Origin of the sequence: Kitasatospora sp. NPDC058965 (assembly GCF_042741245.1) — a bacterium.
Classification (GTDB): domain Bacteria; phylum Actinomycetota; class Actinomycetes; order Streptomycetales; family Streptomycetaceae; genus Kitasatospora.
On sequence record NZ_JBHYKG010000421.1, the window covers coordinates 1 to 5,937 of the forward strand.

Sequence of the window (5,937 nt, forward strand, 5' to 3'; positions counted from 1 at the left end):
CGGCGGCCCCGCCCGCGGCCGCGCCCCCCGCCACCGCTCCGGCGGCGAAGGCCGAGAACGCCCCGGCGCCGATCCACACCAGCACCCCGCCCGGCAGCAGCAGCCGCAGCGCGTGGTTGATGTCCACCAGTTCCAGCAGCGCGGCGGTGCACCGCGGGCAGTCCCGGACGTGCTCGCCGACCTCGGTGGCCGCCCGCTTGCGCAGCGCGCCGCGGGCGTACTGGCCCAACCGGCTCGCGTACTCCTCGCAGCCCTGCTCCTGCACGTCGGAGACGTGCGCCTGCAGGAAGGCGGCGGCCAGCCTGGACCGGGCCCGGTGCGCCTGCACGGCGGTGGCGTTGGCGGTCTTGCCGAGCAGCACCGCGACGGTCTTCGGTGACTCCTGCTCGACCTCGGTGTGCCAGAGCAGCACCCGGTCGTCCTCGGGCAGTTCGACGAAGGCCCGCATCACCATCCGCTGGTCGGCCAGGGCCATCGCCCAGGCGTCGGCCCCCGGGTCGGCGAGGTCGAAGTCCACCGCGGCGGCCGCCGCGGACTGGGTGAAGGTGCCGAAGTCGTCCACCAGCTGTTCGCGCCGCTCGCTGCGGGTCCAGGCGGCGGCCACGTTGCGCACGGCGGTCAGCAGGTAGGCGCGGACCGCGAACTCCGGGCCCTTGCCCGCCTTCAGCGCCTGCAGGGTGCGGGCGAAGACCTCGCCGGCCAGGTCCTCGGCGGTGAAGCTGTCCCGGCAGCAGGTGCGGGCGTAGCGGCGCACCGCGTCCGCGTGCCGGCGGTAGATCTCCTCGTAGGCGGTGTCGTCCCCGGCCCGCACCAGGGCGGTCAACTCCGCGTCGGAGGGCGGCCGGTCGCCGTCCACCGGTTCGGCCGGCGGCGGCACCTTGCCGTACGGGACCTGCTGCTCGGGCAGTGGACCCGTGACGAAGGCCTCCGGCGTCACGCTGCCCTGACCGGCCGCCGCCTGCCCGGGCACCCGGGGGCTGCCGCCGGCGGCCGGGGCCAGCGACTCCCGCACCGGCGCGCCGCCCTGGCCGGGCACCTGGCCGGTCGCCGCCTCGGCAGCGGGCTCGACGCTCTGCTCGTTCTGGTCCTCGGCACTCATCGGTCCGCCTCGTCCGATCCGCGCCCGGTCGGCGCATTCCCCGCGCATGCGCCGCGCACGGGGGCAGCGCCGAACATCAGCCGTGCGCCGGGGCGCACGGCTGCGGGCGAGGCCCGGCCAGGGGTGCGCACCCGGACATTGGCTCCAACCACGGCCAAAGAATGGCATAGCGCCGGGAGCGCCGGAAGCTCAAAGCCGGTCGACCCACTCTTCCGTGGCGGTGTCCGGGTGCCCGTTCCCCCGCTCCGGCGCAGCCAGTTGACGCGAAGTTGACGGCCGCGCGCCGCGGGCGCGCTCCCACGTGCGCCCGGCCGCGCCCGGTCAGCCCGCCCGCAGGCCGTCCAGCAGGATCCGCAGCAGCCGCTCGCCCGGGTCCGCACCCTCGCCGCCGGCGGTCCGGCCGATCGACGGCGGCACCGCCGCGGTCAGCACCAGCACGATCTCCGACACGGTCACCCCGGGGCGCAGTTCGCCGGCCGCCGCGGCCCGCGCCACCAGCGCGGCCAGCAGCTGCAGCAGCAGCCGCGGGTCGGCCCGCGGCAGGCCCGCGGTCCCGGCCGGCTCGGCCGCCGCCGCGGGGTAGGGCGCCGGGTAGTCCGCCCCGCCGCCGTAACTCCCGTACCCGGCGTAGCCGTCCGGCGCGAGCCGCTGCTCGGGCACCCGGGCCAGCTCCTCCGCGTACCCGAACGCCTCCGGCGGCAGCAGCCGACCGGCGCCGGTGCCCACCGCGTTGGCCAGGTAGCCGGCCAGTGCCTCCCACGGCCCGGCCGGTCCGTAGAGCGCCTCCCGGGCCCGGGCGGTCAGCCAGGCCACCTCCTCGGCGGCGATCCGCTGGACCAGCACCTCCTTGCTGGGGAACCGCCGGTACACCGTGCCGACCCCGACCCCGGCCCGCCGGGCCACCTCCTCCATCGGCGCGTCGTAGCCGAGTTCGCCGAAGACCTCGCGGGCCGCCCGCAGCACGCTCTCCAGGTTGCGCCGGGCGTCCACCCGGAGCCGGGTCGAGCCGGTCCGCCGTTCCATGGCGGGGGAGTGGTCCACCACCGGTTCCTCCGGTACCCGCTGCTCCGGTACCACGGGCCCGCCCGGTCCGACCTGCGACTGTGCGGCGTCGCCCAGCAGGTGATCCTGTTCCATCATTCCCAACCCTCCCCCGGAGGAGCCCGAGGGCTCCTGTGCGTAGTCGTCGCGCCCGTGTCCGCACGGGCCTGGCCCCGGCGCCGGGCCCCGTACGCCCCCGCAGCGCGGTCCCCGTCGCACCCGGGCGGGGATCAACCGCGGTCTACCCTTCCCCGTTCGGGCGTGGGACAGTCGGGCCGGTCGGCCAACGGTAAATCAGGCCGTAATGGATTCACCACCCGGGGTGACGACTGACTGCGGGCCAATGAACGATTCGGGGAGGCGAATCCGGTCCGGACTGTGGACAACGGCGGCCTCCGCAGGGCGTCATTGGTGCGTGAACCAGGTCACATCGACAGGGGGTGGCACCATCCGGATCCTGATCGTGGGCGGCGGCCCGGCCGGGCTGGCCACGGCTCGGCGGCTCCAGCGGGTGCTGCGCGACCAGCTGCGGGCCGGCCTGGCGGAGATCACCGTGGTCGAGGCCGCACCTTACCTGACGTACCGTCCGCTGCTGGCCGAAGTGGCCGCCGGGTCGATCGACCCGCGCCACGTGGTGGTGCCGCTGCGCCCGGCGCTGCCCGACTGCCGGGTGCTGACCGCGCGGATCTCCCGGATCGACCACGCCCGGCGGCTGGCCTGGATCGCCCCGCAGGACGGTGTCGAAGTAGAACTCCCGTACGACGAGCTGGTGCTGACGGTCGGTTCGATCTCGCGCACCCGCCCGGTGCCGGGCCTGGCCGAGCACGGCGTGGGATTCGAGACGGTCGGCGAGGCGGTCTCGCTGCGCAACCACGTGCTCGCCCAGCTGGACCTGGCCTCCTCCACCCGGGACATCGAACTGCGGCACGCCGCACTCACGTTCGTCTTCGTCGGCGGCGGGTACGGCGGCGTCGGCGCGCTGGCCGAGCTGGAGGACATGGCCCGGTACGCGCTGCGCGACTACCCCAACATCCAGTCGGACGACCTGCGCTGGGTGCTGGTGGAGGCCACCGGCCGGATCCTCGCCGAGGCCGATCCGCAGCTGGCGGCGCACACCCTGGTCCAGCTGCGCGAGCGCAACGTGGACGTCCGGCTGAACACCCGGCTGGAGTCCGCCCACGGCCCGATCGCCCTCTCCGACGGCAGCAGGTTCGCCGCCCGCACCCTGGTGTGGACCGCCGGGGTGCGACCCGCGCCGCTGCTCGCCGCCACCGACCTGCCGCTCGGGCCGGACGGCCGGGTGGTGTGCCTGGACACCCTCCAGGTGGCCGGCCCCGGCGGCGGTCCGCTGCCCGGCGCCTGGGCCGCCGGCGACTGCGCCGCCGTGCCCGACCCCGAGACCGGGCAGTGCCCGCCCAACGTGCAGCAGGCGCTGGCCCAGGCCGAACGGCTGGCCGACAACCTCGCCGCCGTGGCCGTCGGCCGCCCCGCGCTGCCGTACCGCCCGGAGCGGACCTACGCCTCCACCTCGCTCGGCCTGCGCCGCGCCGTCGCGCACACCCGGGGCCGCAGCCTCACCGGCCGCCGGGCCTGGCTGCTGCACCGGGCCCGCACCCTGCGCCGACTGCCCAGCACGGACCGCCGGGTCCGGATCCTGGCCGACTGGCTGCTCGGCAGCCTGTTCAGCCGGGAAATGGTCTCACTGGGCTCGGTCGAACACCCGCGCGCCGAATTCCAGGCAGCCCTGAGCGAGAACGACCACTGATGGTCACCGGACGTGCCGTACAACACGACCAACACACGTACGACTTCCGGAATCGTGCCTTCACCTGACAGGATCTGCGTGTCACCCCGTCACGTCGAGTGCGGACGCCAGTACGAAACGTGACGGACCGCAAGCCGAGGAAAGCGACAGTCGGTTGAACCTCATGCGCTGGAGTGCGCGGCTCACCGGGGCCCCGTGGCGCGTCGCTCCGCCCCAGGACGACCCTGTCCCCGCGCTGCCCGGACAGCGTGACCCGCTGGGCCCGGTCGGCCCGACCGGCCTGCTCGGCCCCGAGCAGCTCCTCGACCTGCACGAGCTCTACGACCTGCGCGACGTGCTCGGCCGACTGCCCGCACCCGTGGTGATCACCTACGGCACCCGCCACCGCCTCGGCTACGCCAACGACGCCTACCGCGAGCTCTTCGGCACCCGGCACGCCGGAGTGCCCGCCGACGAGGCCCTGCCCGAGCTCGCCGAGCTCGGGCTGCTCCCGTTGCTCGACCAGGTGCTGCGCTCCGGCCGCGGCCGCTCGGTCAAGGCCCGCAGCATCACCGACCCGGCCGGCCGCCAGCGCTGCTTCAACGTCTCCTGCGTCCCGCTCCACTCGAACGAGCGAACCGGCATCCGCGACGGCCAGCCACCCGCGGTCGGCGTCCTGGTCTTCGCCGCCGAGGTGACCGACCAGGTGCACGCCGCCGCCCGACTGCGCGAGGCCGAGCGCCGCCAGCGCGAGGCCGCCGTCACCCTGCAGCGCAGCCTGCTCCCGCAGGAGCTCGACCAGCCCGCCGACCTCCAGGTGGCCGCCACCTACCAGCCCGGCGGCGCGGACGCGGCGGTCGGCGGCGACTGGTACGACGTGATCAGCCTGCGGGGCGGCCGGACGGCGCTGGTGATCGGCGACGTGATGGGCCGCGGCCTGCGCGCCGCCGCCGTGATGGGCCAGCTGCGCACCGCCGTGCGCGCCTACGCCCGGCTCGACCTGCCTCCCCACGAGGTGATGGCCCTGCTGGACGGGATCGCGGTGGAGATCGACGCCAACCAGATCGCCACCTGCGTCTACGCCGTCTACGACCCTCCCCCCGCCTCCGACCCGGGGCACTCCGGGACCGCCACGCTCACCTACGCCTCCGCCGGCCACCTGCCGCTGATGCTGCGCGGCCCCGACGGGACGGTGCTCCAGGGGGAGCAGTTGAACGGCCCGCCGCTGGGGACCGGCGGCGGCACCCACACCTCGCACACCCTGCGCCTGCTGCCCGGCACCACCGGTGTCCTCTACACCGACGGCTTGGTCGAGCGCCGGGACCAGGACATCGACCAGGGCCTGGACCGCCTGGCCCACACCCTGGCCGGCGCGGTCGGCACCCCCAAGGTGGTCTGCGCCCGCCTGCTGCGCGCGATGGGCGTCACGGCCGAGCACGACGACGACGTGGCGGTGCTCGCCTTCCGCCTCCCCGGGCCGGCCAGCACCGATCCGGTGGACGAGGTTGACTCGGACCTCTCCGAGGTCTAGTGTTCTTCGAGCTGCCCGTCAGGGAGCACCGGACGCACGCTCTGTGCGGACGGTCCCGGCAGCCACTCCCAGGAAATACCTCTCGCAGTACTTCTGTGCTGGTTCTTCGTGCGTTCGCACGGGGCCGGTCCGTTGTGCTGCGCCGGTAATTCCGTGGGGGTACCGCCCGGAGAAGTCCGGGGGCCCGGATTCGCTTTTCGGAGCGGAGTTGGGCTAAAGTTCAACACGTCGGACGGGCCGTCAGGTCGCAGAAGACGAAAGCGAGTCGGTAAAGAGCACGAGCTCGGATCTGATAAGCTTGAAACACGAAAGAACGAAGCCCGGAGGGCCTGCCGGAAGGCGGCGCGAAGGAAGCGTCCGTTCCTTGAGAACTCAACAGCGTGCCAAAAGTCAACGCCAGATATGTTGACATCCCCGGCCTCGATCGCTTGATCGGGGTTGGAGATTCCTTTTGTAACAAACACTAGCGAGGACGCAGTGCACGGGGCCGCCCTATTCCGGTGGTTGCTGTGCCGCTCTGCG

General features: G+C 74.1%; 3 protein-coding genes and 1 pseudogene. 2 read left to right on the forward strand and 2 right to left on the reverse strand.

Translation table 11 applies throughout. The features are described 5' to 3' along the window. Together ACFW1A_RS37395 and ACFW1A_RS37400 are read right to left on the reverse strand one after the other, a co-directional pair. The coding region (locus tag ACFW1A_RS37395) for a sigma-70 family RNA polymerase sigma factor (RefSeq protein WP_380417562.1) at window positions 1–1,099 on the reverse strand (1,099 nt) is incomplete at its 3' end. 321 nt (window positions 1,100–1,420) lie between these two features. Continuing rightward, the gene (locus ACFW1A_RS37400; RefSeq protein WP_380417565.1) at window positions 1,421–2,239 is read right to left on the reverse strand and encodes a TetR/AcrR family transcriptional regulator; all 819 of its coding nucleotides are present in this window, start codon (window positions 2,237–2,239) and stop codon (window positions 1,421–1,423) included. A 316-nt stretch (window positions 2,240–2,555) separates the two neighbouring features. Here ACFW1A_RS37400 and ACFW1A_RS37405 point away from each other — a divergent pair, with 316 nt between their 5' ends. Continuing rightward, complete coding sequence (locus ACFW1A_RS37405; RefSeq protein ID WP_380417567.1) at window positions 2,556–3,905, forward strand: NAD(P)/FAD-dependent oxidoreductase; 1,350 nt, start codon at window positions 2,556–2,558, stop codon at window positions 3,903–3,905. A gap of 154 nt (window positions 3,906–4,059) precedes the next feature. Next, window positions 4,060–5,376: pseudogene (locus ACFW1A_RS37410) on the forward strand (PP2C family protein-serine/threonine phosphatase); the annotation flags it as partial. Between the last annotated feature and the right edge of the window lie 561 nt (window positions 5,377–5,937).

Excerpts from the sequence above, each read along its gene's own strand:
- ACFW1A_RS37400 (WP_380417565.1), bottom strand. The coding sequence starts at position 2,239 with ATGATGGAACAGGATCACCTGCTGGGCGACGCCGCACAGTCGCAGGTC.